This window comes from Alphaproteobacteria bacterium (genome assembly GCA_020638555.1).
In the GTDB taxonomy this organism is placed as follows: domain Bacteria; phylum Pseudomonadota; class Alphaproteobacteria; order Bin95; family Bin95; genus JACKII01.
The window spans coordinates 122,461-149,091 of record JACKII010000005.1; the positions used below are offsets into that span (position 1 = coordinate 122,461).

General features: G+C 68.5%; 25 protein-coding genes. 11 read left to right on the forward strand and 14 right to left on the reverse strand.

Annotated features, from left to right (window positions below):
* Positions 1-8 precede the first annotated feature (8 nt).
* The 7 genes from nirD to H6844_16900 all read right to left on the reverse strand — a co-directional run bounded on the left by nirD (position 9) and on the right by H6844_16900 (position 9,344).
* The gene (gene nirD, locus H6844_16870) at positions 9-356 is read right to left on the reverse strand and encodes a nitrite reductase small subunit NirD (protein ID MCB9931076.1); all 348 of its coding nucleotides are present in this window, start codon (positions 354-356) and stop codon (positions 9-11) included.
* Positions 356-2,809 (reverse strand): NAD(P)/FAD-dependent oxidoreductase, encoded by a 2,454-nt coding sequence (locus H6844_16875; GenBank protein ID MCB9931077.1) that lies wholly within the window; start codon positions 2,807-2,809, stop codon positions 356-358. Before H6844_16875 ends, nirD begins: the two co-directional genes overlap by 1 nt.
* Positions 2,810-2,826: 17 nt before the next feature.
* Entirely contained in the window at positions 2,827-4,578 is a 1,752-nt protein-coding gene (locus tag H6844_16880; protein ID MCB9931078.1) for an ATP-binding cassette domain-containing protein, read from the reverse strand.
* A 15-nt stretch (positions 4,579-4,593) separates the two neighbouring features.
* Entirely contained in the window at positions 4,594-5,685 is a 1,092-nt protein-coding gene (locus H6844_16885; GenBank protein ID MCB9931079.1) for an ABC transporter permease, read from the reverse strand.
* A 19-nt stretch (positions 5,686-5,704) separates the two neighbouring features.
* Positions 5,705-7,168, reverse strand: a complete 1,464-nt coding sequence (locus H6844_16890) for an ABC transporter substrate-binding protein (protein MCB9931080.1) — start codon at positions 7,166-7,168, stop codon at positions 5,705-5,707.
* A gap of 335 nt (positions 7,169-7,503) precedes the next feature.
* Positions 7,504-8,733 (reverse strand): ABC transporter substrate-binding protein, encoded by a 1,230-nt coding sequence (locus tag H6844_16895; GenBank protein ID MCB9931081.1) that lies wholly within the window; start codon positions 8,731-8,733, stop codon positions 7,504-7,506.
* Entirely contained in the window at positions 8,730-9,344 is a 615-nt protein-coding gene (locus H6844_16900) for an ANTAR domain-containing protein (protein MCB9931082.1), read from the reverse strand. Before H6844_16900 ends, H6844_16895 begins: the two co-directional genes overlap by 4 nt.
* A 133-nt stretch (positions 9,345-9,477) precedes the next feature.
* On the opposite strand from H6844_16900, the gene H6844_16905 reads away from it, so the two are divergent.
* Complete coding sequence (locus H6844_16905) at positions 9,478-10,536, forward strand: LLM class flavin-dependent oxidoreductase (GenBank protein ID MCB9931083.1); 1,059 nt, start codon at positions 9,478-9,480, stop codon at positions 10,534-10,536.
* Positions 10,537-10,767: 231 nt separating this feature from the next.
* On the opposite strand, the gene H6844_16910 is transcribed toward H6844_16905, so the two are convergent.
* Positions 10,768-11,391, reverse strand: a complete 624-nt coding sequence (locus H6844_16910; protein MCB9931084.1) for a hypothetical protein — start codon at positions 11,389-11,391, stop codon at positions 10,768-10,770.
* A gap of 25 nt (positions 11,392-11,416) precedes the next feature.
* Complete coding sequence (locus H6844_16915; GenBank protein MCB9931085.1) at positions 11,417-11,890, reverse strand: MaoC family dehydratase N-terminal domain-containing protein; 474 nt, start codon at positions 11,888-11,890, stop codon at positions 11,417-11,419.
* Between the two features lie 75 nt (positions 11,891-11,965).
* Between H6844_16915 and H6844_16920 the strand changes: the two genes are divergently transcribed.
* Positions 11,966-12,160 carry a DUF1289 domain-containing protein gene (locus H6844_16920; GenBank protein ID MCB9931086.1) on the forward strand — a complete coding sequence of 65 codons (195 nt, stop codon included), beginning with the start codon at positions 11,966-11,968 and terminating at the stop codon, positions 12,158-12,160.
* 229 nt (positions 12,161-12,389) lie between these two features.
* Here the strand turns inward: H6844_16920 and rnd are convergent, their stop codons facing one another.
* From rnd to H6844_16935, 3 genes are all read right to left on the reverse strand, one after another.
* Complete coding sequence (rnd, locus tag H6844_16925) at positions 12,390-13,547, reverse strand: ribonuclease D (GenBank protein MCB9931087.1); 1,158 nt, start codon at positions 13,545-13,547, stop codon at positions 12,390-12,392.
* A gap of 186 nt (positions 13,548-13,733) precedes the next feature.
* A complete protein-coding gene (locus H6844_16930) occupies positions 13,734-13,997 on the reverse strand; it encodes a hypothetical protein (GenBank protein MCB9931088.1) in 264 nt (87 codons plus the stop codon).
* Positions 13,997-14,368, reverse strand: a complete 372-nt coding sequence (locus tag H6844_16935; GenBank protein MCB9931089.1) for a hypothetical protein — start codon at positions 14,366-14,368, stop codon at positions 13,997-13,999. The genes H6844_16930 and H6844_16935 overlap by 1 nt, the downstream gene beginning before the upstream one ends.
* Positions 14,369-14,784: 416 nt before the next feature.
* Here H6844_16935 and aspS point away from each other — a divergent pair, with 416 nt between their 5' ends.
* From aspS to H6844_16950, 3 genes are all read left to right on the forward strand, one after another.
* Entirely contained in the window at positions 14,785-16,566 is a 1,782-nt protein-coding gene (gene aspS / locus H6844_16940) for an aspartate--tRNA ligase (protein ID MCB9931090.1), read from the forward strand.
* Positions 16,567-16,710: 144 nt separating this feature from the next.
* Entirely contained in the window at positions 16,711-17,340 is a 630-nt protein-coding gene (locus H6844_16945; GenBank protein ID MCB9931091.1) for a hypothetical protein, read from the forward strand.
* Between the two features lie 190 nt (positions 17,341-17,530).
* On the forward strand, positions 17,531-18,382 hold the full coding sequence (locus tag H6844_16950; protein ID MCB9931092.1) for a DUF1849 family protein: 852 nt from the start codon (positions 17,531-17,533) through the stop codon (positions 18,380-18,382).
* Between the two features lie 206 nt (positions 18,383-18,588).
* On the opposite strand, the gene H6844_16955 is transcribed toward H6844_16950, so the two are convergent.
* Positions 18,589-19,296 (reverse strand): NrdH-redoxin, encoded by a 708-nt coding sequence (locus H6844_16955; protein ID MCB9931093.1) that lies wholly within the window; start codon positions 19,294-19,296, stop codon positions 18,589-18,591.
* 183 nt (positions 19,297-19,479) lie between these two features.
* Between H6844_16955 and H6844_16960 the strand changes: the two genes are divergently transcribed.
* A complete protein-coding gene (locus tag H6844_16960; protein MCB9931094.1) occupies positions 19,480-20,661 on the forward strand; it encodes an acetyl-CoA C-acyltransferase in 1,182 nt (393 codons plus the stop codon).
* 74 nt (positions 20,662-20,735) lie between these two features.
* Here H6844_16960 and H6844_16965 read toward each other — a convergent pair whose 3' ends face one another.
* Entirely contained in the window at positions 20,736-20,966 is a 231-nt protein-coding gene (locus H6844_16965; protein ID MCB9931095.1) for a sulfurtransferase TusA family protein, read from the reverse strand.
* A 127-nt stretch (positions 20,967-21,093) separates the two neighbouring features.
* Here H6844_16965 and H6844_16970 point away from each other — a divergent pair, with 127 nt between their 5' ends.
* The 5 genes from H6844_16970 (at position 21,094) to ybeY (ending at position 26,609) form a co-directional block, all read left to right on the forward strand.
* The gene (locus H6844_16970; GenBank protein ID MCB9931096.1) at positions 21,094-21,519 is read left to right on the forward strand and encodes a MucR family transcriptional regulator; all 426 of its coding nucleotides are present in this window, start codon (positions 21,094-21,096) and stop codon (positions 21,517-21,519) included.
* A gap of 309 nt (positions 21,520-21,828) precedes the next feature.
* Positions 21,829-22,671 (forward strand): GNAT family N-acetyltransferase, encoded by an 843-nt coding sequence (locus H6844_16975; GenBank protein ID MCB9931097.1) that lies wholly within the window; start codon positions 21,829-21,831, stop codon positions 22,669-22,671.
* Entirely contained in the window at positions 22,652-23,563 is a 912-nt protein-coding gene (locus H6844_16980; GenBank protein ID MCB9931098.1) for a 1-acyl-sn-glycerol-3-phosphate acyltransferase, read from the forward strand. Before H6844_16975 ends, H6844_16980 begins: the two co-directional genes overlap by 20 nt.
* Before the next feature lie 110 nt (positions 23,564-23,673).
* On the forward strand, positions 23,674-25,020 hold the full coding sequence (gene miaB, locus H6844_16985) for a tRNA (N6-isopentenyl adenosine(37)-C2)-methylthiotransferase MiaB (protein MCB9931099.1): 1,347 nt from the start codon (positions 23,674-23,676) through the stop codon (positions 25,018-25,020).
* Positions 25,017-26,609 (forward strand): rRNA maturation RNase YbeY, encoded by a 1,593-nt coding sequence (gene ybeY / locus H6844_16990; protein MCB9931100.1) that lies wholly within the window; start codon positions 25,017-25,019, stop codon positions 26,607-26,609. Before miaB ends, ybeY begins: the two co-directional genes overlap by 4 nt.
* Positions 26,610-26,631: the final 22 nt, after the last annotated feature.

Genomic DNA, 26,631 nt, shown 5'->3' on the forward strand with positions numbered 1-26,631 from the left:
CCCCGCCCTCACGCCGCCCGCGCCGCGCCGAGGGCGGCGAGGTCCAGCAGCAACCGCCCCGCCTCCACCCGCACCGGATAGGTGGCGACGCGGCCCTCGTCCGGCCCTTCCGCCTCGCCGGTTGCCAGGTCGATGACCCAGTTGTGCAGCGGGCAGGTGACCGAGCCGCCATGGACGATGCCCTGGCTGAGCGGCCCGTCCTTGTGCGGGCACCGGTCGTCGAGCGCGAACACGCGGTCGTCGGCGGCGCGGAACAGGGCGACGCAGCCGGCGCCGGTCTTGACCAGCCGTGCGCCTTCGCGCGGGATGGCCTCCAGCGGGCCGATATCGATCCAGGCCGGGGTCTTGGCGATCATCATGCCAGCGCCTCCTCGCGCGGTTGGGAGAGGTCGGCGAGCGGGGCGAATTCGTGGGCGAACTTGCCCGCCACCCGCTCGGCCCAGGGGTCGGTCTGGGCGTAGCGCTGCGACAGCAGGAAGCGCTCATAGAGGGCGCCGCGGCGGTCGGCATCGTCCAGAACCTGTTCGCGCACGGTGTCGATGCCGACCCGCTTCGCCCATTTCCAGATGCGTTCCAGATAGCGGCCCTGTTCGCGGTAGAGCTGGACCAGGGCGGCTATGGCCTCGATCGCTTCGGCTTCGGTCGCGACATGGCCCAGCAGGTCGGTGCCGCGAATGTCGAGGCCCGCTGCGCCGGCAAAATGGATATCGTAGCCCGAGTCGACGCAGATCACGCCGACATCCTTGCAGGTCGCCTCGGCGCAATTGCGCGGGCAGCCGGAGACGCCCATTTTCACCTTGGCCGGCGTCCACGAGCCCCACATCAACTTTTCGAGTTGAATGCCGAGCCCGGTCGAGTCCTGGGTGCCGAAGCGGCACCAGTCGCTGCCGACGCAGGTCTTCACCGTGCGCAACCCCTTGGCATAGGCCGCGCCGGAGACCAGGCCGGCGGCGTTCAGGTCGGCCCAGACCGCCGGCAGGTCCTCCTTCTTCACGCCCAGCATGTCGATGCGCTGGCCGCCGGTGACCTTGACCGCCGGAATGGCGAATTTGTCGACCACGTCGGCAATCGCCCGCAATTCCGCCGACGAGGTCATGCCGCCCCACATGCGCGGCACGACCGAGAAGGTGCCGTCCTTCTGGATGTTGGCGTGCACGCGCTCGTTGATGAAGCGGGACTGGTAATCGTCCTCGTATTCGCCGGGCCAGGCGCAGACCAGGTAATGGTTCAGCGCCGGCCGGCACTTGGCGCAGCCGCCGGAACTCTTCCACTGCAAGTCCTGCATCACCGCCGGGATGCTTTTCAGCCCTTTGGCGACGATCAGCCGGCGCACGTCGTCATGGCCGAAATCGGTGCAGCCGCACATCGGCTGCACCGCGGCCGGGTTGTAGGCGTCGCCGAGGGTCAGTTTCATCACCTGCTCGACCAGGCCGGTGCAGGTGCCGCAGGACGACGAGGCCTTGGTGTGCGCCCGCACCTCGTCGAGCGTGGTCAGGCCCTTGGTCGTGATCGCCTCGACGATCTTGCCCTTGCAGATGCCGTTGCAGCCGCAGATCTCGCCGTCATCGGCGAGGGCCGCAACGGCCGCCATAGGGTCCGCGGCGGCGCCCCCCGCGAACGCCGGGCCGAAAATCAGCGTGTCGCGGATCTCGGCAATGTCGGTCTTTTCTTTCACATGGTTGAAGAACCAGGAGCCGTCGGCGGTCTCGCCATACATGACCGCGCCGATAATGCGGTTGTCCTGCAACACCAGGCGCTTGTAGACGCCGCGGGCGGCGTCGCGCAGCACGATCTCCTCCCGCCCCTCGCCATCGGCGAAGTCGCCGGCGCTGAACAGGTCGACGCCCGTGACCTTCAGCTTGGTCGAGGTCTCGGAGCCCTTGTAGGCCGCTGTCTCGCCCAGCAGGGTTTTGGCGGCCACCCTGGCCATGTCGTAGAGCGGGGCGACCAGGCCGCAGACCACGTTGTCGTGCTCGACGCATTCGCCGATGGCCAGAATATCCGGGTCGGAGGTCTGCATGCGATCGTCGACGACAAGGCCGCGCTCGACCACCAGGGCCGCGTCGGTGGCGATGCGGGTTTCCGGGCGGATGCCGACGGCCATGACGACGATGTCGGCGTCCAGCACCGTGCCGTCCTCCAGCAGCACCGCGTCGACCTTGTCATGACCCAGGATCGCCTTGGTCGAGGCCCGGGTCATCACCCGGATGCCGCGGCGCTCCAGGTCGCATTTCAGCAGATGGCCGGCGGCCGGGTCGAGCTGGCGCTCCATCAGATGGCCCATCAGGTGCAACACGGTCACGTCCATGCCGCGGGCGAGCAGGCCGGCCGCCGCCTCCAGCCCCAGCAGGCCGCCGCCGATGACCACCGCCTTGGCGCCGGGCGTCTTCGCCGCCGCCAGCATTTGGTTGACGTCGTCGAGATCGCGATAGGTCATGACGCCGGGCAGGTCCTTGCCCGGCACCGGGATGATGAAGGGCGCCGAGCCGGTGGCGATCAGCAGCTTGTCGTAGGGCGTCTCGCCGCCCTGCGACACCACCACCTTCCGCGCCCGGTCGATCCGGGTCACGGTCTCGCCGAAGCGGCAGGCGACACGGTGGTCGGCATACCAGGCCGCGTCGTGGGTGACGATCTCCTCATAGGTCTTTTCGCCGGAGAGTACGGGCGAGAGCATGATGCGGTTGTAGTTGCCGCGCGGCTCCGCCCCGAACAGGGTGACGGCAAAGGCGTCCGGCGCGGCCTCGAACAGGTGCTCCAGCGCGCGGCCGGAGGCCATGCCGGCCCCGATGACGACGAGATTCTGGGTCATGATCGCAATTCTCCCGTTCAGGCCGCTTCGCAGCCGGGGGCACAGGCCCGGCGGTTCTTGCGCTTGATGGTGTCCAGCACCGCCGGGTCGGGGTCGGCCCCGCCCTCATAGGCTTCGAGAAAGTCCAGCAATTCCTGGCGGTAGGCGTAATAGTCCGCGTGCTCCAGCAGCCCCCGGCGGGTGCGCGGGCGCGGCAGGTCGACGGACATGATGTTGCCGATCTTGGCGTTGGGGCCGTTGGTCATCATCACGCAGCGGTCGGCCAGCAGGATCGCCTCGTCGACATCGTGGGTGACGCAGAGCGCCGTGACCTTGGTCCGGCTCCACACCTCCATCAGCACGTCCTGCAATTCCCACCGCGTCAGGCTGTCGAGCATGCCGAACGGCTCGTCCAGCAGCAGCAGCTTCGGCGACAGCGCAAAGGCGCGGGCGATGCCGACCCGCTGGCGCATGCCGTTCGACAGGTCCGCCGCCTGCCGGTCCATGGCATCGGCCAGGCCGACCCGTTCCAGATAATAGGCGACGATGTCGTCCCGCTCGGCCTTGCTCGCGTGCGGGAACACCCGGTCGACGCCCAGGGTGACGTTTTCCCGCGCCGTCAGCCAGGGGAACAGCGACGGCGCCTGGAACACCACCGCCCGGTCCGGCCCGGCGGTCGTTACCTCCTGGCTGTCGAGGATGATGCCGCCGCCGTCGATCTCGGTCAGGCCGGCGGTCATCGACAGCACCGTCGACTTGCCGCAGCCGGAATGGCCGATGACGGTGATGAACTCGCCCTTGTGCACCTTCAGGTTCACGTCCTCGACGACGGTGAGCGGCCCTTTCGGCGTCGGGTAGACCTTTTTCAGGTTGGAGTATTCGAGATAGCGCTGCTCGACCCGCGTCACCGCCGCGTCGCGATAGGCCTGGGGCAGCGGCCGTTCCCGCTTGCGCTTTTGCAGGTCGATCGGCACCACGTTCGGCAGCACCAGTCCGCCCTCGCCCATGACGCCGCGCTCGCTGGCGATGTCGATCAGATAGCCGGTGATGGCGGCGCGCAGGCGCTGGAACTCCGGATCGTCGGCCAGTGCCGCGGCCTCGCGCGGCCGCGGGATCGAAACCCGGAACTCCTCGCCCAGGGTCGCGTTCGGCCCCGGCTTCAGCGCGATGATGCGGTCGGCCAGCAGGATCGCCTCGTCCACATCGTTGGTGATCATCACCACCGTGCGCGCGTCCTGCTGCCAGATGCGCGCGATCTCGCCCTGGAGCTTGGCCCGGGTCAGCGCGTCCAGGGCCGAGAGCGGCTCGTCCAGCAGCAGCATTTCCGGGCTCATCGCCAGCGCGCGCGCCACCGCCACCCGCTGGCGCATGCCGCCGGACAATTCCGCCGGCAGCCGGTCGGCGGCGTGGCTGAGGCCGACCATGGCGATATAGCGGGCGACCCGCGCCTTGCGCTCCTGGCGGCTGTCCCTGGCGAACACCTGGTCGACCGCCAAGGCGATATTGCCGGCCACCGTCAGCCAGGGCATCAGCGAATACGTCTGGAACACCACGCCCCGGTCCGGCCCCGGCCCACGGATCGGGGCGCCCTTCAGCAGCACCTCGCCCCGGTCCGGCGGCGCCAGACCGGCAATGGTCGAGACCAGGGTGGTCTTGCCCGAGCCGGAAAAGCCGACAATGCAGACGAACTCGCCTTCTTCCACATGCAGGTTCACGTCCGAGAGCACCTCGGTGCGTTCGGCGCCCTCGCCATAGCCCTTGGCGACGCCATTGAGTTCGAGGAATGCCATGGTTCCGTCCTCCCCTTAGCGGTTGGTCGAAAAGGTGCAGGCGGATTGCAGCGCGAACATCAGCCGGTCGAGCAGGAAGCCGATCAGGCCGATGGTCACGACCGCCACCATGATCTTGGCCAGCGACTGGCTGGAGCCGTTCTGGAACTCGTCCCAGACGAATTTGCCCAGGCCCGGATTCTGCGCCAGCATCTCGGCCGCGATCAGCACCATCCAGCCGACGCCCAGCGACAGCCTGAGGCCGGTGAAGATCAGCGGCAGCGAGCTCGGCAACACCAGCTTGGTGATGGTCCGCCCGGTCGGCAGTTGCAGCACCCGGCCGACATTCAGCAGGTCCTTGTCGATGCTGGCGACCCCCAGCGCCGTATTGATCAGCGTCGGCCAGAGCGAGCACAGCGTCACCGTCACGGCGGAGATCAGCAGCGATTTCGGCAGCGCGTCGCTGGGATTGCTGTAGACCGCGGAGACGACCATGGTGACGATGGGCAGCCAGGCCAGCGGCGAGACCGGCTTGAAAATCTGGATCAGCGGGTTCAGCGCGCCGTTCGCCACCCGCGACAGGCCGCAGGCAATGCCCAGCGGCACGGCGACGATGGTGGCGAAAACGAAGCCCAGCGCCACCGTCTTCAGGCTGGTCAGGATCTGGTCCAGATAGGTCGGCGCGCCGGTGTAATCCCGGTATTTGACCCGATCCGCCTTGCCGGCAGCGATCAGCTTGGCGTTGCGCGCCTCCTGCCGCTCAAAGAAGGCGGCCTGTTTCTCGCGTTCGGCCAGATGGTCGTCCCACAGATTACCCGCCTGCTCCCACACCTGCACCGGCCCCGGAATGGCGCCGAGCGAGGTCTGCACCTGCGGTGCCAGATAGGCCCAGGCGGCCAGGAAGGCGACGATGCCCAGCAGCGGCACCAACAATTGCTGGCGCAGTTCGCGCAACTGGTGCCGCGGCGTGTCGCCGAGGCCAAGCTTGATCAGCGGCACGACAAAGCCCAGGCCGAACACGCCCAGCAGGCCGCCGGCCTTGTTCAGCCGCGCATACAGGCGCTCGCGCCTGGCCTGCCGCCGGGCGAGGGCTTCGGTCGGGTCGATGGATGCGGTGGTCGCGGTCATGCGGAATTCTCCCCCTGGCCTATGGCTTCAACTGGCCCAGCACGGCGCCACCCTCGACCCGCTGATCGCCCTTCAGGCCGATGGCGAGGCTGTCGAGATAGGCGTTCGGCCGGCGGCCGTCATAGGGAATGCCGTCGATGATGTCGGCGGCGGGCGTGGGCTCGCGGAACCCGTCCGTGGTCCAGGGAAAATCGCTGTCCTTCGCCAGCCCCTCGTCCACCAGCAGGCGGGCGGCCTTCAGGTAGATGTCCGGGCGGTAGACGCTTTTCGCGGTGTCGGCGTACCAGGCGTCCGGCTTCGCCTCGGCGATCTGGCCCCAGCGGCGCATCTGGGTCAGATACCAGACCGCATCCGAGTAATAGGGATAGGTGGCGAAATGCCGGAAAAAGACGTTGAAGTCCGGCACCGGCCGCTTGTCGCCGGCCTCGTACTCGAACGTGCCGGTCATGGAATTGGCGATCACGTCATAATCCGCGCCGACATAGTTGGACTGCGACAGGATCTCGACCGCTTCCGGCCGATTGGCGTTGTCGTTCTCGTCCAGCCAGATCGCCGCCCGGATCAGCGCCTTGGTCAGCGCCAGCACCGTGTTCGGGTTCTCCCTGGCGAATTCCGCGGTGAGGCCGAACACCTTTTCCGGGTTGTTCTTCCAGATCTCGTAATCGGTGATGACCGGCACGCCGATCTTCTTGAACACCGCGGCCTGGTTCCAGGGCTCGCCGACGCAATAGCCGTTGATCGTGCCGGCCTCCAGCGTCGCCGGCATTTGCGGCGGCGGCGTCACCGACAGCAGCGCGTCGGCCAGGATCGTGCCGCTCACATCGGTCGGCGCATAGAAGCCGGGATTGATGCCGCCCGCCGCCAGCCAGTAGCGCAGCTCGTAATTGTGGGTCGAGACCGGGAAGACCATGCCCATCTTGAACGGCTTGCCCTGGTCCTTGAACGCGCCGATCACCGGTTTCAGCGCGGCCGCACTGATCGGATGCTGCGGCCGGCCGTCGGCCCGCGTCGGGATGTGCGGCTTCATCATCTCCCAGACCTCGTTCGAGACGGTGATGCCGTTGCCGTTCAGGTCCATGGAAAAGGGCGTGACGATGTGGGCCTTGGTGCCGAAGCCGATGGTGGCGGCCAGCGGCTGGCCCGCCAGCATGTGGGCGCCGTCCAACTGGCCCGTGATGACCCGGTCCAGCAGCACCTTCCAGTTGGCCTGGGCTTCCAGCGTGACGAACAGGCCCTCGTCCTCGAAATAGCCCTTCTCGTAGGCGACCGCGAGCGGCGCCATGTCGGTCAGCTTGATGAAGCCGAATTTCAGCTCGTCCTTTTCGACCGGCAGCATGTCGGCCGCGGCCGGAACGGCCATCAGGACGGCGGTGGCGAGCGCGGCCGCGCCGGCCAGCAGCGAGCGCCGCGAAAAGGCGCCGCCGCGGCCCGGATCGCGCACGGCACGGGCGGGGCTGGGCCAGGGGTTTGCCGGTTTGCTCATCAATACCTCCGTTGCGGTTGGCCGGACGCCGACGGCGCGACACGACGAAAAAAAAGCCGCCAGACCCCTCCCGTTCCCGGATGCGGAACAAGGGGGTCGGCGGCGTTGCCGAAATCCGTCAGATTCAGTGGATCATGTGCCAGGAACCGTCATTGGCCCTGCGCCCTCACACAAGCAACCCCCGTGCCAAACTGTTAACTATTTGTAAAATATTAAAAATTGGAGAGGCCGCCGAAAACCGCTGCCGATGCGCGCGGCGACTTGTTGCGATGGACAGGGGCAAGTGCCGCGGAATTGTGCAACGCAGCAAGTGCGCCCGCGAAATGGGCAGCCGGCTAAATCGGGTCCGAAACCGCGGCGATATAGGCGTCGATCCGGTCCGGGTCGAACACGCGGCCGTCGAAAAATCCGTCCGGCCCGAGCCAGAGCGTGCCGCTGGGCGAGCCCACCGGCGTCGCCCGGTCCAGCATGCCCTCCACCTTCGCGTTCGCCGCCGGCACCGGCAGATCCAGCCCGGCGAGCGCCGCCCGGTACAGCGCCGGCCGATAGGTGCGGCGCGCCAGCGCCAGATTGGCGGGCGAGTGCTCCGCCTGCCCCCAGCGCACCATCTGGGTGTAAAGCCAGAGCGCGTGGCTGAGCCAGGGGAAGGTTGCGGCCTTGTCGGCAAAGGTGAGGAAATCCGCCACCGCCCGCTCGCCGCCGTCCGGCGTCGGCAGCCGGCGCGCCAGGCTGCGCCCGATCACGGCCGCCGGGCGGTTGACGGCGGCCGGCTCCGCCAGCAACGCCGCCAGTTCCGCCCGGTTCTCCGCCGCATCGCACCAGGCCGCGGCGCGGCAGACCGCGCGCAGCAGGCGGGCGAGCGCATCCGGATTCGACTCGGCCCAGGCGGCGCGCACGCCCAGCACCTTTTCCGGGCTGGTGCGCCAGATATGGGCGCCGGTGGTCAGGATCGCCGCCCCGCCTTCCGCCGCCAGGCTGCCCCAGGGCTCGCCGGCGCAGAAGCCGTCGATATGCCCGCCGGCCAGCGCTGCCTCCATCAGCGAGGGCGGCAGCACCGTCAACTCCACGTCCCGCCCCGGCTGAATGCCCGCATGCGCCAGCCAGTAGGCGAGCGCGTAATGGTGGGTGGAAAAGGCATGCACGATGCCGAAGGTCAGCGTCGCCCCGCCCGCGCTCCGGCGCGCCCGCACCTCCGCCGCCAGGGCGGCCGCCGCGGCGGCGGGGTCGAAGTCCGGCCGGGCGCCCTGCGCCGCCAGGCTCTGCCAGAGCGCGCGCGAGACCGTCACCGTGTTGCCGCCAATGCCCAGCGTCATCGGCACGACCATGGGCGAGGGCATCGGCGTCAGGCCCAGATTGGCGGCAATCGGCATCGGCGCCAGGATGTGGGCGGCGTCGAGATGGCCGACCGCCAGCCGGTCGCGGATCGTTGCCCATGACGTCTCCCGCACCAGCGCGAGGTCCAGCCCCTCCGCCGCGGCAAAGCCCTTGCGGGCAGCGACCAGGACCGGTGCCGCATCCAGCAGCGGGATGTATCCGATCCGGATGGGGGCGTCCGGTCCGCTCATCGGCTCTCTCCCTTGCCCAGCCCCTTGCCCAGCAGCGAGGCGGCCATGACCAGGCTTTCCGCGACCTCGGCGATGCGCCGGTTCTGGTTCATGGCCGTGCGCCGCAGCAGGGCATAGGCTTCCGGTTCCGAGAGGCCGCGGCTTTTGATCAACAGGGTCTTGGCGCGCTCGATCTGCTTGCGCTCGGCCAGTTCCGATTTCGTCGCCTCCAGCTCGCGCCGCAGCCGGTCGAAGGCGTTGAAGCGGCTGATGGCCATGTCGAGGATCGGCTTCACCCGCTCCTTGCGCAGCCCGTCGACGATATAGGCGGACACGCCCGCCTCGATCGCCGCCTCCACCGCCGCGGTGTCGGAGCGGTCGACGAACATCGCCACCGGCCGGCGCACCGCCCGCGAGACCTGGAACATGTGCTCCAACTGGTCCCGGTTCGGGTTTTCCAGGTCGATGAAGATCACGTCCGGGTCCAGCGCCACGATGTTCTCGACCAGCCCTTCGGTCTCGGTCAGCACGGTGACGCGCAAATCCCCCGCCTCGCGCAGCCCGTCCTCGATGACGGCGGCGCGCAGGGTGTTGGCATCCAGAACAAGGACATGGAGCGGCGTGGACGGCATCCCGTAGTTTTGTGTGCGCCGCACAATTTTGGCAAGGAGGGAATCCGCCCGCCGGCCGCCGCATCACCCCCTTGTGCCGGCCGCACGGCCGCACCCATAATTCCCGCACCAACAAAACCCGGGAGCCAGGCCCATGCAATTCGGCGTCAGTTGCGGCTATATCAACGATATCGGCTATGTCACCCACGCGGAAAAGCTGGGCTATGACTTCGCCTGGTTCCCGGATTCGCCGCTAATGCGCTCCAACATCTGGGCGATGATGGCCATCGCCGCCCAGCAGACCACGCGCATCCGACTCGGCACCGGCCTCGCCATTCCGGGCCTGCGGCTGGCGCCGGTGGCGGCGGGGGGCATCGCCACCATCAACCGGCTGGCGCCCGGCCGCGTGTTTTTCGGCACCGGCACCGGCAACACCGCCATGCGCACGCTCGGCCAGCGCCCGGCCCGCGTCGCCGAATTCCGCGAATATCTGCGCGTCGTCCGCGGCCTGCTGGCGGGCGAGCAGGTCGAATACTCGCTGAACGGCGAGACCCACACGATCGGCTTCCAGAACACCCATCTGGACTATATCGACCTGGAACACCCGATCCCGATCATGGTCGGCGGTTTCGGTCCGCGGGCGCAGGCGCTGGCCGGCGAGTTCGGCGACGGCGTCGTCACCGGCATTCCCCGCGGCGGCCCGATTGCCGGCGTGCTGGCCCATGCGAAGCGCGGCGCCGAGGCGGCCGGCCGCACGCTGGAGGGTTTCCAGACCTACGCGCTCGCCAACCTGCTGATGCTGCGGCCGGGCGAGACGCTGGCGTCCGAGCGGGTCGTCGCCGAATGCGGCCCGGCGATCATGGCGAACGTGCATTATCTGGTCGATTTCGTGCGCGAGACTGGCCGCGAGCCGCCGGACTATGTGCGGCCGATCTGGGACGAGTACATGGCCTTCCACACCAGCCGCGACGCGGCCACGCGGCACATGGCGCTGCACCAGAGCCATTACAGCTATCTCGACCCGGACGAGGCCCGCTTCATCACGCCGGAGATCATCCGCAATTTCTGCATTGCCGGCCATGCCGACGAGATCGTCGAGCGCCTGCGCGACCTGGAACGCCAGGGGCTGACCGGCGTGGTCTTCAGCCTGCCGAGCGACGTCGCCTTCCGCCTGACCGAGGATTTCGCCCGCCAGGTGATCGCCAAGCTCTGAGCCCCGAAGCGGCGGCGGCCTTCGCCGGCGCTGGTGCCGGGCACCATCTCGGGCGGAAACCGTTTGGCGCCCCGTGTTCCCCGGACCGTGCGGAGCGCTGATCCGGGGCCGCTCGCGGCGCGCGAACACCGGCGGCGACGATGTTCGAGGGCTGACACCGGTCCCGGCACGCCGCTCCGCAGCGGCCGGGACACACCGGGCGCCGCCGATCAAACGCCTAGGCCGTTGGCATCAGCCGCGGCACAGCGGCGGGAAGCCCTCGTATGCCGCCGCGTGCGAACCCGCGTGGTTGGCCATGCCGGGCCGGGTCAGGCAGCCGCGCTGCGGTGCTGCGTGGCTGTCGATGCGCCGTTCCGGCGCCTCGCGCCAGGTCAGGTTGAAGGCGGCCAGCTTCGGGAAGAACAGCATGCGGTGATAGGGCAGATGGTCGTGCACCCACCAGGCGAGCGGCCGCCAGTCGCCGGTCGCCTCGTAGAGGGGCAGGAACCAGGGCACGACCACGGTGACGCACGCGCCCATGCGCCCGGCCGCGTCGCGCCGGTCCCAGATATGGCCGGCGAAGTCCTTCTCGCTTTGGGCGCAGTTCAGGTCGAGCGCATTGCCGAAGTCGTTCACCGCGACCGAGCGAAAGCCCGAACGCAGATGGAGACCGCCGAAACTGTGCCAGAGCGGCTCCAGCAACTCCGCGCAGAGCCGCCGCCCCGCGGCGATGGCCAGGTCCGGATCGTCCGGAATGTTGGGAATGCCGTAGAGCGCCGCGATCTCGCTATAGAGGAAGTCGCGCAGAAAGAAATGCGGCGAGAGACGGACCCGCGCCAGATCCTCCAGGCCGCGCATGGAAGCGGGGCGGCGCATCCGGCCGGGCGCCCCCAAGCCGCGGCTATTCCCGCGCCTTCATCAGGCGCAACGGCGCGTATTCGATCACGCAATCGCCGTGCTGGTTGAGGATGCGGTTGTTCGTGCGCACCAACCCGCGCGGCCCCTTGGAGGCGCGGCGCAGTTCCGTCACCTCCAGTTCCACATGGATGGTGTCGCCGATGCAGACCGGCCCCTTGATGTCCATGGTCATGTTCAGGAAGGCGAGGCCGGTCTTTTGCAGCGTCGTGCCCAGCACCAGCCCCTCGGCAATGCCCAGCGCCATCAGGCCCGGGACGATGCGGGCGCCGGTGGGCGATTCGGACTCGATATAGGCCAGATTGTTGAACAGCACCTCCTGCATGCCGGTGACGCCGATAAAGGTCATCAGGTCGGCCTCGAAGATCGAGCGGCCGACGGTGCGGAAGCGCTGGCCCAGTTCCAGGTCGTCGAAGTAAAAGCCCAGGCCCAGGTCCCGGATCGGTTGCGGATCGGCCATGGCGACAAACTCCCCTGCGGGTTCGGGATGCGGAAGTCTTGGTCTAGCACGGCACGCCGTGGTAAGGGAGGGATCATGCACAAGCCGATCTATTCCCCCTGCATCCGCATTTGCAGCGTCAACCCGCAGACGAAATTCTGCGACGGCTGCTACCGCACCCTGCCGGAAATCGCGAAATGGACGCGCTTCACCGAGGAAGAGCGCGACGCCATCCTCGCCGAACTGCCCCTGCGCGAGCAACAGGTGGAGGCGCAGCGGGCGGGGTCATAACACCCACTCTCCATCGCCCCCGACCCGATCGGGGGCCCATGCCAGAGAGCCTCTTACAGGGTTCGGACTTTGGGATTTACCTCTCCGGCATAGACTCCCGCCTCCGCGGGAGAAACGGGGAAAAATGGTGTCGACGTGCGAACACCCGAAGCGGCCGTGATCGAAGGATGACACCGGTCCCGGCGCACCGCTCTGCGGCGGCCGGGAAACACCGACCGGCCGTGCGCCCTCAGTCGTCCGCCATCAGCCAGGCGATTTCGCCGTCGCGATAGGTGAGCGCCAGCCGGCCTTCCATCAGGTCGAGCGCGTGCTGGCCGAACACGTCGCGGCGCCAGCCTTCCAGCGCCGCCATGCCCTCGCGCTCGCCGGTGGACAGGCGGTCCAGGTCGCTGCTGCTGGCGATCAGCTTCGGCGCCACGCCCTCGCGGTCGCAGCAGGCCTTCAACAGCACTTTCAGCAGGTCCGCCGCCGCCGTCGCCCGCGCGCCCTCCGGCTGGGGCGAGCGCGGCCGCGGCCGCTGGTCCGCCGGCAGGTCGAGGCCCGCCTGCACCGCCTCCAGGATCTCGCGGCCGAGCCGGCCTTCCGCCTGCCCCTTGCCGAGCCCGCGCACGCGCGACAGCGCCTGCTGCGTCGTCGGCGCCTGGGCGGCGATGTTCAACAGCGTGTCGTCGCGCACCACCCAGTTGCGCGGCTGGTTGCGGGTCTGCGCCTCGCGCTCGCGCCAGGCGGCCACCTGTTGCAGCACGGCCAGGAATTTGGGCTTGCTGGTGCGGCTCTTCAGCCGCAGATAGGCCAGCATCGGGTCGGCGTCATAGGAGCCGGGATCGGTCAGCACCGCCATCTCGTCCGCCAGCCAGTCGGCCCGGCCGCTTTCCTCCAGCCGGCGGGCCAGGCCCGTATAGACGTCGCGCAGATGGGTAACGTCGCCCAGCGCATAGTCGATCTGCGCCTCGCTCAGCGGCCGGTGTGCCCAGTTGGTGAAGCGCGAGGCCTTGTCGACCTGCTCGCCGGTCAGGGCCGCCACCAGTCGGTCGTAGGCGATGCTGTCGCCGAAACCGCAGACCATGGCGGCCACCTGGGTATCGAACAGCGGCGCCGGCAGGCCGCCCATATCGTGATAGAAAATCTCCAGGTCCTGGCGCGCCGCGTGGAACACTTTCAGCACGTCGGGATTGGCCAGCAGGTCATAGACCGGCTGCAACTCAATGCCCGGCGCCAGCGTGTCGATCGCCGCCGCGCGCTCGGTGCCGGCGATCTGGATCAGGCAGAGCTTCGAGTAATAGGTGTTCTCGCGCAGGAACTCGGTATCGACCGTGACAAAGGCCTCGTCGGCCAGCGATGCGCAAAAGGCGGCGAGCGCCGCATTGTCGGTGATCAGCGTGGTCATGCCTCGTTCCGCTTCCAGTCTTCCCCTGCGTCATACAGGAGGCTGGGGCGGAAGCAAATCCCGCAGACTCGCTTCCGCCGGAAACGGCGGCGGCGAAACCGCAACCGACCGGGCGGCGGAAAGCGGACGCCCACCCGCCGGGCCGGCGGCAAAGCCCGCTCCGGGGCGCTGCCGCCGCACCGCGGCTCACTTGTCGTTGTGGTTGTCTTTCTTGATCTGATCGTAGAGATAGCCGCCGGCTCCGCCGATGGCCGCACCGGCCGCCGCGCCGGCGCCCCAATTGCCGCTGAAGGCGCCGATCACGCCCCCGGTCACCGCCCCGACGCCGGCGCCGACGCCGGCCCGCTTGACGGTTCGGTTGTCCACGGAATCGCAGGCCGTCAGCAGGCAGGCCGCAATCCCGGCAACCGCCACCGCTTTCGTCCCGCGCGACCCGATCACCGCCCGCATTACCGACATGGATATTCCTCCTTCATCGCGTCCACGATCCCGGCCAACGCCGGGCGACCCGCATCCGCCGGATGGCGCCTGGCCCAGTCGACGAATTGCGAGCGCACCTCCTCGCGGCTCAACTCCCGGCCGGCGCAGATGACCCTGGGGAAATCGAACCGCTTGTCCGTCAGCAATTCCTGATAGAACTGGCCCAGTCCCTCGATCCAGCCATAGCAGAAGCCGACCGCATACTTGCCGTCCGCCGTGCCCTGGTCCGCGGTGCAGAGCGCCTGCATCGCCGCAACGGTTTCCGCCTGGAACGGATCGCCGGGTCCCTGTGCCCGGGCGGGCAGCGCCGCCGCGAGCGCCAGCGCAACGGCCAACACCATTCTTGCCATGCTTCGACACCTCCCCTGTTCACGTCCTGCCGCCAGCGTCCGCCCGCGCCCTTGTCCCAAGAGCATCTTCCGGGCCCATGGCGGGTTCACGCCATCGCGCCGATCACCGTCGTCCGATGCACCACCGTCGTCCGATGCACCACCGTCGTCCGATGCACCACCGTCGTCCGATGCACCACCGTCGTCCGATGGCTGCGCATTAACGGTATTATGATACGACATTCAGCCGGTTGCGCAATCGGAATCGCGACGGCGCTGCCGGAAATTCGGGCCTCGACGCGGGCCGTTTGCCGACGCCCGACGCCAGGGGCGCGCACCGGTCGCGTTGACAGAAGGGGCCTTGCGGGCGCATCGGGGCGCGTTTCCCCGTGACCCTTGCGTTCCGAGTGGCCCTGATGACTGCCGACCTGCACCCCTACCGCTCCCACACCTGCGGCGCGCTCCGCGCCCAAGACGTGGGCCAGACCGTCCGCCTCTCCGGCTGGGTGCACCGCAAGCGCGACCATGGCGGCCTGCTGTTCCTCGACCTGCGCGACCATTACGGCCTGACCCAGTGCGTCGTCGATTCCAGCAGCACCGAGGCGTTCGCGGCGGTGGAGCGGCTGCGCAACGAGACCGTCGTCACCGTCACCGGCGAATGCCTCGCGCGCTCGGCCGAGACCGTGAACCCGAACCTGCCCACCGGCGCCATCGAGGTCGGCATTCGCGACCTGACGGTGCAAGGGCCGGCGGACGTGCTGCCGCTCCAGGTCAACGCCGAAGAGGACTATGGCGAGGAAACCCGCCTGCGCTATCGCTTCCTCGACCTGCGCCGCGAGAAGATGCAGCGCAATATCAGCCTGCGTTCGGACGTGATTTCCTCGATCCGCCGCCGCATGATCGACCAGGGCTTCCGCGAATACCAGACGCCGATCCTGACCGCGACCAGCCCGGAGGGCGCGCGCGACTATCTGGTGCCGTCCCGCCTGCATCCCGGCAAGTTCTATGCCCTGCCGCAGGCGCCGCAGCAGTTCAAGCAATTGCTGATGATGGCCGGCTTCGACCGCTATTTTCAGATCGCCCCCTGCTTCCGCGACGAGGACGCCCGCGCCGACCGCTCGCCGGGCGAGTTCTACCAGCTCGACTTCGAGATGAGCTTCGTCACCCAGGACGACGTGTTCGCCGCCATCGAGCCGGTGCTGCACGGCGTGTTCGAGGAATTCGCCGACGGCCGCCAGGTCTCGCCCGCGCCCTTCCCGCGCATCCCCTTCGACGAGTCGATGCTGAAATACGGCAATGACAAGCCGGACCTGCGCAACCCGATCGTCATCGCCGACGTGACCGAGGCGTTCCGCGGTTCGGACTTCGGCATTTTCGCCCGCAATATCGACAAGGGCGCCGTGGTGCGCGCCATTCCGGCGCCGGGTGCGGCGGCCCGCCCCCGCAGCTTCTTCGACAAGCTGAACGACTGGGCCCGCCACCAGGGCGCGCCCGGCCTGGGCTATATCCAGTTCGCCGAAGGCGGCGAGGCGCGCGGCCCCATCGCCCGCAATTTGGACGCGGCCCGCGTGCAGCAGATCAAGGAACTGGCCGGCCTTGCGGACGGCGACGCCGTGTTCTTCGCCTGCGACAAGGCCGCGGACGCCGCCAAGCTGGCCGGCCTGGCCCGGACCGAGATCGGCACCCAGCTCGACCTGATCGAGCAGGGCACGTTCCGGTTCTGCTGGATCGTCGACTTCCCCATGTACGAGTTGGACGACAAGACCGGCACAATCGAGTTCTCGCACAACCCGTTCTCCATGCCCCAAGGCGGGCTGGTGGCGCTGGAGACCCAGGACCCGCTCACCATCAAGGCGTTCCAGTACGATATCGTCTGCAACGGCGTGGAACTGTCGTCCGGCGCGATCCGGAACCATCGGCCGGAAATCATGTACAAGGCGTTCGCCATCGCCGGCTACGGCGCCGACGTGGTCGATGCCCGCTTCGGCGGCATGATCTCGGCCTTGAAGCTGGGCGCACCGCCCCATGGCGGCTCGGCGCCGGGCATCGACCGCATCGTCATGCTGCTGGCCGACGAGCCCAATATCCGCGAGGTCATCGCCTTCCCGATGAACCAGCGCGCCGAGGACCTGATGATGCAGGCCCCCGCCCCGGTCGAAGACGCCCGCCTGCAGGAACTCTGGATCCGCCTGGACCTGCCGCCGGAGTGAAGGACGTCGGAGTGAAGGGCGCGGGAGTGAAGGGCACCCGATTTCCCTTCCCGTCCGCGGCATTAACCGGGCCGCAGGGTGGACTCCGCTAGGCTCACGGGCGATGCTCCAACGGCAGCGACCATCCGAGGGTGGAGGGATGCGATGCGGCTGATGCGAATCCTGGGGGCGGGCCTGGCACTGGCGACGCTCGCCGGATGCGCCGTGCCGGCGGCGGTGACCATCGCCAGCTATGCCGCCGACGGTGCCAGCCTGCTCACCACCGGCCGGTCGATGAGCGACCACGGCCTTTCGATCCTGCTGCGCCAGGATTGCGCCCTGTTCCGCGCCGTCGAAGGCGAGCCGGTTTGCCGGCCGATGCAAAAGACCGACCCGGTCTACACGCTGGCCTTTGCCCCGCGCCGATACGACTATCCGGACCCGGAGGCGTCGCCTCGGCCGCCCGGCCCCGCCGCGCAGCCCCTGCCCGCCCGGCCCGATTCCCTGCCCGTGCGGCAAACGCCGCCGCCGCGCCGCGCAGACACCGCCGCCCATACAACTGGCCGCGCCGGCCGCCAGCCGCGCGCCGCCCGCACCGCCCGTGCAACTGGCCGCGCTCGCAGCGCCCGCCCCACCGCCGCGGCAGCGCGCCCACCCCGGTGGCCCGTCCCCGCCCGCCGCACATCCGCAAGCCCTATCACCGCCGCAACAGGCCCCTTCCCGCCGGCTATCGCGTCATCGCCGGCGCCTTCAACCAGCTCGCCAGCGCCGCCGAAGAGCAGCAACAGGTTGTGAAGGCTCAACTCCGGCAGCTCGGCTATAGCCATGTCGCGGTTTTCGTTGTCCGCATGCCGGCCGGCAGCCCCGCCGCCTACGTCGTTCTGACACCCCCCTTGGAAGAGCGCCGGGCAGATGTTTTATTGGGACAACTCCAACTTGGCCGAGGCGACAGCCCGTGGAAAATGAAATCGGACGAACCGACCCTGTGACGCCGCCGCCCCGCCATGGCGCACGGGGCTGGCGCGGCGCGCTCGTCGCAACGGCGCTGCTGGTATCGTCCGGCCTGCCGTGCGGCCCGGCGAGCGCGACGGGGGTGATGCCCGCCGCCGCGGTGGTCCCGCACACCGCCGGCTATTCCATGCAGGTGCTGCCCGTCGGCAATGGCGGCGGCATTCTCGGCGGCCGCGGCGTGCTGCAACTGGAATGGCGGCGCGATTGCGAGGGCATGGCCTATTCCCAGCACTCGGTCCTGACCCTCAACAACGAGGACGGCGCGGTCTTCGACAGCAGCGTGCGCATCGACAGTTGGGAGGCCGCCGACGCCAGCCGCTTCCGCTTCCTGCTCGAAAGCAGCATCGACGGCGAGGTCACCGAGGAGGTGAGCGGCCTCGCCGAGCGGTCGAAGGATGGCGCGGTCGCGGTCCGCTATCGCAAGCCGGAGGAGCGGAGCGAGACCATGCCGCGGGAAACCGTCTTCCCCTGGCAGCAGATGCGCGCGGTCCTGGCCGGCATTCGCGGCGGCAAGCGGCATCAGTGGTATCGCCTGCTGCGCGGCGAGGGCGAAGGCGACCCGATCGGCGTCAGCGTCCACATCGCCGGACGCGAAGGCCCGCCCAAGGGCCTTGGCGACCAGGGCGACCTGCTGCCGGGCGAGGGCTGGCGCGTGATCAGCGCCTTTTTCGAGAACCGCGTCACGCCGGAGCCCGACTTCGAAATCGCCGAGACCGTGCTGGCCTCCGGCGTGATCACCCGCGCCGAGATCACCTATCCCGACATGATCATGCGCCTGAAACTGGAACGGCTGAAACGCGGCGCCACGCCAAGCTGCGGCGGCTAGGGCGGAGTCTTCTCCCGCTGGCTTATCACCCCACCTTCCCTGTCCTCGCGCAAGCGGGGACCCATGCCTGAGAGACCAATACAGAGTCCGTATCCTGTGAGAAGCTCTCAGGCATGGGCTCCCGCTTGCGCGGGAGATGGGGCAGGAGAGGGGGGCAGCCAGTACCGAAACCGCCCTGGAACTCACCCGGCCGCACCGAAGCGCGCCTACTCGTCCCAGACCCTGTCGGTCAGCGGCAGGCCCCGGATCGCCTCCGGGCCCAGCGGGTCGTCCGGCGCAATGCCCGCCTGCTGCAGCAGGCTTTGCACCTGACGCACATGCTGGGTGGAATGCCAGACCGTGCGCTCGAACATTTCGTGCAGCGTCGTCTCGCCGAAATACGCATGGAAGGGCCGGGAAAAGTCCAGGTCCCGCCCGCCCTCGCGCCACCAGTCCGCAAACCGGCGCCGCAAGGCCTCGCCGAACGCGGCAATGGCCGCACTGGTCGCCATGTCCGCCGGCGGCCCGGCCACCAGGTTTTCGTAGGCCAGCACCCGGTCTTCGGCCAGGGCATCCAGGAATTCGGTCGGGATCTGAAAGACATGGTGCATCAGCACCCGCCAGGAGCGCGGCCGGTTCGGCAGCGTGTTGGCCAGCGCACCGTCCGGCATCTGCCGCACGGTCGCGACCGCGGCCGTCAGCACCCGCTCGTACCGCGCGGCCAGGTCCGTCGGCGAGAGCGCCGGGCCGGTATCCTCCCGCAGGTCCAGGAATGCGACCACGTCCTTGATCACCTGGGCGAAGACGAACTTGCCGCCGCGCGCGACCACGGGAACCGAGCGTGCGCCCAGCGCCCGCAGTTTCTCCAGGCCGTCACCCTCCAGCACATTGACCGATTCGAACGCGATCCCACGGACCGCCAGAAAGTCCTTCACACGAAGGCAGGAGGTTCAATGCGGTTGCCAGAAGACTTGAATACTGTCGCTCATCCGCCAACTCCGGCTTTGAATGCAGGCGCGATAGTAAGCGCGCTCGCCACGGAGCACAATTCTCTTTACATTCCCCTGTAACGCGTCGCGAACAGACGCGGAGACTCCCAAGCCTTCAGTGAGGACCCCATGCGCGAAGCCGTCATCGTTTCCACAGCGCGTACCCCGATCGGTAGGGCCTACCGCGGCGCGTTCAACAATCTGGATGCGCCGACCATGGGCGGCCACGCCATCCGCGCCGCGGTCGAGCGCGCCGGCCTGGAGGCCGGGGCGATCGAAGACTGCATCATGGGCGCGGCGCTGCAACAGGGCTCCACCGGCTTCAATATCGGCCGCCAGGCCGCCCTGGCCGCCGGCCTGCCCACCAGCGTTTCGGGCATGAGCATCGACCGCCAGTGCTCCAGCGGCATGATGGCCATCGCCACCGCCGCCAAGCAGGTGATCGACGACCATATGGGCCCCATCGTCGCGGGCGGGCTGGAACAGATCAGCCTGGTGCAGAACGACCACGCCAACCAGTTCCGCGCCGTCGACCCGCGGCTGCAGGACATGCACCCGCACCTGCACATGCCGATGATCGACACGGCCGAAACCGTCGCCAAGCGCTATGGCGTCGCCCGCGATGTGCAGGATGCCTATGGCCTGCAATCGCAGATGCGCACCGCCGCGGCCCAGCAGGCCGGCCGCTTCGACGACGAGATCATCCCGGTCGCCGCCGACAAGATCGTCGTCAACCGCGAGACCGGCGAACAGTCGATCGAGCCGGTGACGCTCGCCAAGGACGAGGGCAACCGCCCGGACACGAATCTGGACGGGCTGGCGGGGCTGAAACCGGTGCGGCCGGGCGGCGTCATCACCGCCGGCAATGCCTCGCAGCTCTCCGACGGCGCCAGCGCCTGCGTGGTGATGGACGCCGCGGAGGCCTCGAAGCGCGGCCTCTCGCCGCTGGGCCTCTATCGCGGCCTGGCGGTCGCCGGCTGCGACCCGGACGAGATGGGCATCGGCCCCGTTTTCGCCGTGCCGAAATTGCTGGAGCGCCACGGCCTGAAGGTCGACGACATCGGCCTTTGGGAGTTGAACGAGGCGTTCGCGGTTCAGGTGCTCTATTGTCGCGACCGGCTGGGGATCGACAACGAGCGGCTGAACGTGAACGGCGGCGCCATTTCCATCGGCCACCCCTATGGCATGAGCGGCGCCCGCATGGTCGGTCACGCTCTGATCGAGGGCAAACGCCGCGGCGTCCAATACGTGGTCGTGACCATGTGCATCGGCGGCGGCATGGGCGCGGCCGGCCTGTTCGAGGTCGCCTGAGGCCCATCGCCGGCCCCGCGGGGCATGAGGGCGGCGGCGCAATGCCGCCCTCGCCTCCCGGTCCGGGCCGGGCTTTATTGGCGTTTGCGCAAGGTCAACAGCCAGATATCCGGCTCGTCTTCCTCCAGCGACACGATTTCTTGCCCGATCTCGCGCAGGGCGCGGGGAACATTTTCCAGCGGCTCGCCGGCGCGGAGACGGACCTCCGCGGTTTCGCCGATCTGCATCCGCTCAACCATTAACTTGGTCTTTACGAATGTCATTGGGCACATATGTTTAGTGATGTCTAGAAAATAGTCAGCCATCAATCATTCCTTGAAATCCACATTGCCACACTAACTCCCTAATTACACCATTGCACAATGACCGATTCATGACTAAGTAGACGCCAGAAACCAACCCCCCATCCTTCGCAGGCGGAGTATGCCGCAAATGTCCGAGACCGAGCCGCAGTCGACGAAAGAGCTCTTGGAGTACACGACAGAAATCGTCGCAGCGCACGTTTCCAATAATACGGTGCCTGTCGCCGAACTTTCTGATCTGATCCATCAGGTCTTTCGGACCTTGGCATCCGTGGAAAGCGCTGCTTCCACGACCCAGGAACGCCCCGAGCCGGCCGTTCCGATCAAAAAGTCCGTCACGAACGATTATATCGTGTGCCTGGAAGACGGCAAGAAGCTGAAAATGCTGAAGCGCCATCTCAAGACCGCGTATAACATGACGCCGGAAGAATATCGCGAGCGTTGGAGCCTGCCGCCGGACTATCCGATGGTCGCCCCCAGCTACGCGGCCCAGCGTTCCAGCCTGGCCAAGAAGATCGGCCTCGGCACCCGGGCGCGGCGCGCGGCAGCCGAATAGGCCTCGCCCTTTCCCATCCGACTGCCGTCCGATCGGGACGATCCCGGATGCCATCCGATCGGCACGATCATCGAGCGGCTGCGGCCTGTCGGTTGCAGCCGCTCTGTTTTTCGAGTAACCGAGGATCAAGCCGGTTCGTTCATGGCCCGCCGGACAAGGGGGCCAAAGGCGGACCCAGGGTTCAGGGATGAGGCAAGGACACCCAACGGCATGCCGTTAGCGCTTCGCCGCGCCATTCAACGGGGCCGCCCCTGGCGGCGCATTCGTCCGCCCAAGGCGGCAACCGTGCGTTTCGGCGGCCTGCCCTTCATGGGCCGGCACGGCCGGGCTCCGCACACGCTGGTCAATCGCGACCGCGACATCCACCTGACCGCGGGCCCGCTGGAATTGCGGCTGGCCGAAACCGATGCCGAGATCGAAGCCTCGCAACGCCTGCGCTACGACGTGTTCTACACCGAGTACGGCGCCCGGCCCACGCCGGAGATGGAAGCGCTCGGCCGGGACTACGATGCCTTCGATGCCGGCTGCGATCACCTGATCGTCGTCGATACCGAGGTCGAAGACCCGAACGCCGCCATTGTCGGCACCTACCGCCTGATGCGCCGCGACATGGCGGCGAAGCTGGGCCGGTTCTACACCCAGGACGAGTTCAGCATCCGCCGCCTGCTGCGCGGCGGCCAGCAGGTGCTGGAGCTGGGGCGCTCGTGCGTCGCGCCGGCCTATCGCCGCCAGATGACCATGCACCTGCTCTGGCGCGGCCTCGGCCTCTACGCCCATGTGCACGACGTCAAGCTGATGTTCGGCTGCGCCAGCTTCCACGGCACCGACCCGGAGGCGATCGGCGTCGAGCTCAGCTATCTGCGCCACTATCATCTGGCGCCGCTGCGGCTCAGGCCGAAGGCGCGGCGCAAACGCTATGTCAGCATGAACTGGCACGAGCCCGGCAGCTATGACCCCAAGGCCGCCCGCGCCGCCCTGCCGCCGCTGCTGAAGGGCTATCTGCGCATGGGCGGCATGGTCGGCGACGGCGCGGTCATCGACGAGCAGTTTAACACCATCGACGTCTGCATCGTCGTCCGGCCGGATCGGCTGGCCGGCCCGGTGGCGCGGCAATTCTCGGTTCTGGGCAAAGATGGCAGCCGACGCTCCTGACGGCCCGGACCACGGGTCGGGCATCAACGATCTGCTCGGCCCCCGCTGGGTGCGGACCATCCGCGCGGCGGTGCGGCTGACGCTCTATCTGCTGTTCACCGCGGCCCTGATTCCGGTGCAGGCGCTGGCGCTCTGGGTGAAGTCGCCCCTGCGCGAACGCATCCCACCCTTCTATCATCGCTGCTGTTGCCGGCTCTGGGGCCTGCATGTCGAGGTCAAGGGCGGGCTGGCCGCGGACCGGCCCCTGCTGCTGGTCTCGAACCACACCTCCTATCTGGATATCCCGGTGCTCTCGACCATTGGCGGCGTCAGCTTCATCGCCAAGAGCGAGGTGGCGAAATGGCCGTTTTTCGGCCTGCTCGCCAAGCTGCAGCGCACCGTCTTCGTCGACCGCCGCCGCTCCAGCACCGCCCGGCAGCGCGACGCCATCGGCGACCGGCTGGCGTCCGGCAGCCGGCTGATCCTGTTTGCCGAGGGCACCAGCAGCGACGGCAACCGCGTGCTGCCGTTCAAGAGCGCCCTTTTCAGCGTCGCCGAACGCAGCGCGGACGAAGAGCCGCTGATGCTGCAACCGCTCTCCATCGCCTTCACCCATCTGAACGGCATTCCCATCGGCCACGCGCTCCGGCCCTTTTATGCCTGGTATGGCGACATGGACCTGGCCGGGCATTTGTGGACCTTTGCCGGCCTGGGACAGACCCGGGTCGAGGTGCGGCTGATGAATCCCGTCCGGGCCGACGCCTTCGCCTCGCGCCGCGAACTGTCCCGGTACATGTTCCACGAGGTCCAGAACGCCGTCGCCGCCTCCCTCACCGGACGCGAGTCCGGCTTGACAGAGCCGAAGCCGGCGCTAGGGTCCGCCGCAACGGCGGCCGGCGCGGCCGCCTCCTGACCACCACCAGACCGGATTTTGCTGCCGCGGTGACTGCCCCCCTTCCCGAATCGCCCGTTTCGGCCTCCCCCGTTTCGGCCCCCGCTGTTTCAGCAACGGCGTCGCGCAAACTGTTCATCCGCACCTATGGCTGCCAGATGAACGTCTACGACTCGCGCCGCATGGCGGATGCCCTCGCCGCAGCCGGCTTCGCCACGACCGAGGACGCGGGCGAGGCCGACTGCATCATCCTCAACACCTGCCATATCCGCGAAAAGGCCGCCGAAAAGGTCTATTCGGAGCTGGGCCGCGTGCGCGCGCTCCAGGCGGAGCGGCGCCGGGAGGGCAAGGACGTGGTCGTCGCCGTCGCCGGCTGCGTCGCCCAGGCGGAAGGCGAGGAAATGGTGCGCCGCGCGCCCGTGGTCGACCTGGTCATCGGCCCCCAGGCCTATCACCATCTGCCGACCCTGGTCGCCCAGGCGGAGGCGGCCCGCGCCACCCCGCGCGGCCGCGCCGGCATCGTCGCCACCGACTTTCCCGCGGAAAGCAAGTTCGACCACCTGCCGGAGGAAACCGTGCCGGCGGGCGTCAGCGCCTTCCTGACCGTGCAGGAAGGCTGCGACAAGTTCTGCACGTTCTGCGTCGTCCCCTACACCCGCGGCGCGGAATATTCGCGGCCGGCGGCGGACGTGCTGGCGGAGGCCCGGCGGCTCGTGGCCGCGGGCGCGCAGGAGATCACGCTGCTCGGCCAGAACGTCAACGCCTATCACGGCGAGGGCGCGGCCGGCGGCGAGTGGGGCTTCGGCCGGCTGATCCGCGAACTGGCGGAAATCGAGGGCCTGGCTCGCATCCGCTACACCACCAGCCATCCGCGCGACATGGACGACGACCTGATCCACGCCCATGGCGAGGTGCCGGCGCTGATGCCCTTCCTGCACCTGCCGGTGCAGGCCGGCAGCGACCGGGTGCTCAAGGCCATGAACCGCAAGCACACCGCCGACGACTATCGCCGCATCATCGAGAAGCTGCGCACTGCCCGGCCCGACATCGCCATGGCCAGCGACTTCATCGTCGGCTTCCCGGGCGAGAGCGACGCCGATTTCGCCGACACGCTGCGCCTAGTGCGCGACGTGAACTACGCCCAGGCCTATTCCTTCAAATACTCGGCCCGGCCCGGCACCCCCGCCGCCACCGCCGAGGACCAGGTGCCGGAAGAGGCCAAGGCGGAGCGTCTCGCCGCGTTGCAGGCGCTGCTATCGGAGCAGCAGGCGGCGTTCAACCGCCGCTTTCTCGGCCGGACCGTGCCGGTGCTGTTCGACCGGCCCGGTCGCCAGCCGGGCCAGCTCGCCGGCCGCTCGCCCTGGCAGCACGCGGTGCATGCCACCGCGCCCGCGGACTGGCTGAACCGGATCGTCGACATCACCGTCGCCAATGCGGGCCCGCACGGCCTCTCCTCCGACGCGCGCGAGGCGGCTTGAGCGCCGGCGACATCCTGCGGGCGCTGACCTTCGCCGACAATCGGCTCGCCCAGCAGCTCTATGGCGAATACGACCAGCACCTCGCCCTGATTCAGGAGGCGCTGGGCGTCCGCATCCGCTCGCGCGGCAACGCGGTCGAGGTGGAAGGGGCGGAAGGCGCCGTACAGCGGGCGGAGGAGGCGCTGCGCGCGCTCTATACCCTGCTGCAACAGGGCCAGGCCATCGACGCCGGCACCGTCCGCGCCGCCCTGAAATTCGCGGTCGCCAGCGACGCCCGGGTCGACCTCGGCGCCCGCGACGTCACCATCGCCACGCGCAAGCGCAAGATCCAGCCCCGCACCCCGGCGCAGGCGGACTATATCCGCAAGGTGCGGGCGCACAAGCTGACCTTCGCCCTCGGCCCCGCCGGCACCGGCAAGACCTATCTGGCCGTCGCCGCCGCCGTCGCCGCCATGGCGGCGGGCGAGGTGGAGCGGCTGGTGCTCTCCCGTCCCGCGGTCGAGGCGGGCGAGCGCATCGGCTTCCTGCCGGGCGACATGAAGGAAAAGGTCGACCCGTATCTCAGGCCGCTCTACGACGCGCTGCACGACATGCTGCCGGGCGATCTGGTGCAGCGCCAGATCGACGCCGGCACGATCGAGATCGCCCCCCTCGCCTTCATGCGCGGCCGCACGCTCGCCCATGCCTTCGTCATCCTGGACGAGGCGCAGAACACCTCGCCGCAACAGATGCTGATGTTCCTGACCCGGTTCGGCGAGGGCGCCCGCATGGTGATCTGCGGCGACCCGGACCAGGTCGACCTGCCGCCCAGCACCGTTTCCGGCCTGATCGATGCGGTGCGGCGGCTGGAGGGCCTGCCGGAGATCGCGACCCAGCGCTTCACCGCCGCCGACGTGGTGCGCGACCCGCTGGTCGGCCGCATCGTCACCGCCTATGCCCGCCCGACGGCCGCTCCGGCCGCTCCGGACGCTCCAGCCGCACCGGACGTTCCAGCCGCACCGGACGTTCCGGTCCGGCCGCCCCTGGCCGACCCGCCGGGCGAGCCGGAAGCGAATGACCCGCCGGACCTTCCTGCCGACCCGATCCCAAGCGGCAAATCGTCCCTGGCCGCCGACATCGCCGTCGACAGCGCAGCCTGGACCGAGCGCCTGCCGGATGTGGAAACGCGCGTCGAACGCGCCGCCCAGGCCGCCTGGACCGCCGCCGGCGGCGTCACCGGCGAGGACGCCGGCCTGGCCATCGTCCTGGCCGATGATCCGACGCTGGCCGACCTGAACCGGCGCTTTCGCGACCGCGAAGGGCCGACGAACGTGCTCTCCTTCCCCGCCGATCCGGCGATGACCGCGCCCGAAGGCGAACCCTGTCATCTGGGTGACATCGCCATCGCCTATGAGACCGTGGCGCGCGAGGCGGTCGCGCAAAACAAGACGCTGGACCACCATCTTGCGCACATGGTTGTACATGGGGTCTTGCATCTCTTAGGGTATGATCACCAAGTCACCGTCGAACGAGACAGAATGGAAGCCCTAGAGCGGACGATCCTGGCCGGCCTCGGTGTCCCCGATCCTTACGACGGCGACCCCGTTTGAGCCTGGCCGAGCGCACCGCCAC

What these genes read in the sequence shown, in the direction of transcription:
- H6844_16910 (MCB9931084.1), bottom strand. Translation starts at nt 11,391, where the DNA reads ATGCGCCGCCCCGCTTCCATGCGCGGCCTGGAGGATCTGGCGCGGGTC.
- H6844_16930 (MCB9931088.1), bottom strand. Translation starts at nt 13,997, where the DNA reads ATGCGGGCGGTGATCGGGTCGCGCGGGACGAAAGCGGTGGCGGTTGCC.
- H6844_16935 (MCB9931089.1), bottom strand. Translation starts at nt 14,368, where the DNA reads ATGGTGTTGGCCGTTGCGCTGGCGCTCGCGGCGGCGCTGCCCGCCCGG.
- H6844_16880 (MCB9931078.1), bottom strand. Translation starts at nt 4,578, where the DNA reads ATGGCATTCCTCGAACTCAATGGCGTCGCCAAGGGCTATGGCGAGGGC.
- H6844_16920 (MCB9931086.1), top strand. Translation starts at nt 11,966, where the DNA reads ATGCACAAGCCGATCTATTCCCCCTGCATCCGCATTTGCAGCGTCAAC.
- H6844_16895 (MCB9931081.1), bottom strand. Translation starts at nt 8,733, where the DNA reads ATGAGCGGACCGGACGCCCCCATCCGGATCGGATACATCCCGCTGCTG.
- H6844_16885 (MCB9931079.1), bottom strand. Translation starts at nt 5,685, where the DNA reads ATGACCGCGACCACCGCATCCATCGACCCGACCGAAGCCCTCGCCCGG.
- H6844_16970 (MCB9931096.1), top strand. Translation starts at nt 21,094, where the DNA reads ATGTCCGAGACCGAGCCGCAGTCGACGAAAGAGCTCTTGGAGTACACG.
- H6844_16975 (MCB9931097.1), top strand. Translation starts at nt 21,829, where the DNA reads ATGGGCCGGCACGGCCGGGCTCCGCACACGCTGGTCAATCGCGACCGC.
- H6844_16905 (MCB9931083.1), top strand. Translation starts at nt 9,478, where the DNA reads ATGCAATTCGGCGTCAGTTGCGGCTATATCAACGATATCGGCTATGTC.
- H6844_16965 (MCB9931095.1), bottom strand. Translation starts at nt 20,966, where the DNA reads ATGGCTGACTATTTTCTAGACATCACTAAACATATGTGCCCAATGACA.
- H6844_16900 (MCB9931082.1), bottom strand. Translation starts at nt 9,344, where the DNA reads ATGCCGTCCACGCCGCTCCATGTCCTTGTTCTGGATGCCAACACCCTG.
- H6844_16980 (MCB9931098.1), top strand. Translation starts at nt 22,652, where the DNA reads ATGGCAGCCGACGCTCCTGACGGCCCGGACCACGGGTCGGGCATCAAC.
- nirD (MCB9931076.1), bottom strand. Translation starts at nt 356, where the DNA reads ATGATCGCCAAGACCCCGGCCTGGATCGATATCGGCCCGCTGGAGGCC.
- rnd (MCB9931087.1), bottom strand. Translation starts at nt 13,547, where the DNA reads ATGACCACGCTGATCACCGACAATGCGGCGCTCGCCGCCTTTTGCGCA.
- H6844_16915 (MCB9931085.1), bottom strand. Translation starts at nt 11,890, where the DNA reads ATGGCCGATCCGCAACCGATCCGGGACCTGGGCCTGGGCTTTTACTTC.
- H6844_16945 (MCB9931091.1), top strand. Translation starts at nt 16,711, where the DNA reads ATGCGGCTGATGCGAATCCTGGGGGCGGGCCTGGCACTGGCGACGCTC.
- H6844_16890 (MCB9931080.1), bottom strand. Translation starts at nt 7,168, where the DNA reads ATGAGCAAACCGGCAAACCCCTGGCCCAGCCCCGCCCGTGCCGTGCGC.
- H6844_16875 (MCB9931077.1), bottom strand. Translation starts at nt 2,809, where the DNA reads ATGACCCAGAATCTCGTCGTCATCGGGGCCGGCATGGCCTCCGGCCGC.
- H6844_16960 (MCB9931094.1), top strand. Translation starts at nt 19,480, where the DNA reads ATGCGCGAAGCCGTCATCGTTTCCACAGCGCGTACCCCGATCGGTAGG.